The organism is Sandaracinobacteroides sp. (assembly GCF_057137845.1).
On record NZ_DBNHFX010000227.1, the window covers coordinates 1 to 2,456 of the forward strand.

The window sequence follows — 2,456 nt, forward strand, 5'->3', positions numbered from 1 at the left end:
AGGCGCTGGAACAGCCGGTTCGGCTGCTCGGCCCAAAGCGCTTCCTGCACATACCGCACTTCCGTATCGGATACGCTGACCGGGATGCGCTGGGTCTGCAACGTGCCGGGCAGGGAAGGCGTCTCGACGGTGACGGCGCGGGCGATATCCAGCGGCACGATCCCGGCGGGAACCGATGCCGGTGGCGGCGCCGTCAGCGTATAAAGCGAATCCACCCGTTTGGTGCCGGAGCTGCTGCTGCCGATCTGCACCACGGGGCCGCAGGCAGCCAGCAACAGCAGCAGAAAGGGCGCGCGGTTCATTTCTTCTTCCCCCGGGGCTGATAGTCAGGAAGGGCACGGTCGCCGTCGAGGGCGGTTGCCGGGTCGTTGTTGAGGCGCGTGGTCAGGCGGTTCAACTGTTCCGAAAGGTCGCGCAAGTCGGCGACTAGCTGGTTCACCTGGGGCACCGTCTGCGAGGAGAGGTTGCTGATCCCCGGTTCGGCGCTGGCGGCAAGGCGGTCCACCCGTGCAAGGGTTGCCTCGGCGGTGGTGGTTGCACGCTTCAGTTCGGCAAGCAGCGGCTTGCCTTCCTGCGTCATCAGCGTGTTCGCGGTGTCGCTGGCGGCGGCAAGGCTGTCGGCGGCGCGGGCCGCTGCCTTCAATGCGCCCTCGGCCTCGCGGATGGATGCACGAAGCGCCGGGCCTTCGGCCGCCAGATCGCCGGACAGCTTGTCCAGATTGTCGATCAGGCTGCCAAAGCGGGCGCGGTTTTCGTCGTCGAACAGCGCGTTCAGCCGTGCCAGCAGCGTAGATGCGCGGTCGAGCACCTGCGGCGCCGTTTCCAGCAACTGGCCAAATCCCGAAGGCCGCGAGGGAATGACCGGCACGCCATACGGCCCCGGCGCCACCAGCGGCTTCTGCCCGCTCATGCTGCCGGTAAGCTGGATTTCCGTGACGCCGGTGAAGCCGACGGAACTGAGACTGGCCGTCGTTCCTTCGAGGACCGGCGTGTCAGGCTGCAACTCGATGCGGACTCGGATGAACTGCGGCGTTTCCGGCATGAGTGCGATCTTGCGGACCTGCCCGACCGGCACACCCGAAAACGAAACCGACGAGCCGACCGCAAGACCCGCAACCGATTGTTTGAAAAAGATGTCATATTCGGTTTTGGAATCGCGGGAAAAGTGCGCAAGCCAAAGCACGAAGCCCAGAAACCCGACCAGCAGCAGGAAGCTGACGGCGCCAACGATCACATGCGACTTGCGGGTTTCCATCAACCAACCTCCACAGGCGAATGTGCGCCATCGCGCGTATGGGCTGCCGCTCGCCCGCGCGGGCCGCAGAAATAGTCGCGAATCCACGGGTGGTCGAGGCGGGACAGTTCATCGATGGTGCCGGACGCGATGACCTTCCTGTCTGCGATGACGGCGACGCGGTCGCAGATGGCGTTCAATGTGTCGAGGTCGTGGGTGATGAGGAACACCGTCAGGTTGAGGGTTTGCGCAAGCGTTCGCACCAGCGTGTCGAACGCATCTGCCGAAATCGGATCGAGACCGGCGGTCGGTTCATCGAGGAACAGCACTTTCGGATCGAGCGCAAGCGCGCGGGCAAGTGCCGCGCGTTTGCGCATGCCGCCGGAAAGTTCAGAAGGGAATTTGCTTTCGGCACTGGCTGGAAGCCCCGACATCGCCACCTTGTAAGCGGCGATTTCGTCCATCAGGCGCGGCGACAGGCTGAAATATTCCTTCAGCGGCACCTGCACATTTTCAGCAACCGTAAGCCCCGAGAACAGTGCGCCGCCCTGAAACATCACGCCCCAGTGCCTGGTCAGCGCCGGGTCCTGTGTTACGTCGTGCCCGGTTACTTCGTGGCCGAGCACATGGATTTCTCCGGCGGCGGGCACTTGCAGGCCGATGATCGACCGCAGCAGCACCGATTTCCCCGAGCCGGAGCCGCCGACGACGCCGAGGATCTCTCCGGGCATGACGTCGAGATCGAGGCCATCGTGCACCGTCTGCTGGCCGAAGCGGTTCACCAGCCCGCGCACACGGATGATTGGGGCAGCGTCATCCATCAGTCGAACCCTACGGCGGTGTAGAATACGGCGAAGAAGGCATCCAGAACGATGACGATGAAGATCGCCTGCACCACGGCAAGCGTCGTCCGGTGACCGACGGATTCGGCATTGCCCGATACCATGAAGCCCTGATGACAGCCGATGATGGCGATGATCGCGCCGAACACCGGCGCCTTGGAGATGCCGATCCAGAAGTCGGTCATCGGCACGACTTCGCGCAGGCGCGCGGCGAAGCTGGCGGGTGGAATGTCAAGTGATACCCAACTGAACAGGCCGCCGCCAATCACCGCCAGTATGGATGCGAAGAACGCCAGCAACGGCATCATCAGCACCAGCGCGATGGCGCGCGGCAGCACGAGGATTTCCACCGGGTCGAGGCCGATCGTGCGCATTGCGTC

Annotated in this window: 4 protein-coding genes; all 4 read right to left on the reverse strand. The window is 64.0% G+C overall.

Going from position 1 to position 2,456, the window contains the following annotated elements:
- Positions 1 to 302: ABC-type transport auxiliary lipoprotein family protein (locus AC16JP_RS11875; RefSeq protein ID WP_484340827.1), on the reverse strand; the 302-nt coding region annotated here is incomplete at its 3' end.
- Positions 299 to 1,255, reverse strand: a complete 957-nt coding sequence (locus AC16JP_RS11880; protein WP_484340828.1) for an MlaD family protein — start codon at positions 1,253 to 1,255, stop codon at positions 299 to 301. The genes AC16JP_RS11880 and AC16JP_RS11875, both read right to left, overlap by 4 nt.
- A complete protein-coding gene (locus AC16JP_RS11885; protein ID WP_484340829.1) occupies positions 1,255 to 2,055 on the reverse strand; it encodes an ABC transporter ATP-binding protein in 801 nt (266 codons plus the stop codon). Before AC16JP_RS11885 ends, AC16JP_RS11880 begins: the two co-directional genes overlap by 1 nt.
- Positions 2,055 to 2,456 (reverse strand): MlaE family ABC transporter permease (locus AC16JP_RS11890; protein WP_484340830.1); only part of this gene is annotated, 402 nt, incomplete at its 5' end. The genes AC16JP_RS11885 and AC16JP_RS11890, both read right to left, overlap by 1 nt.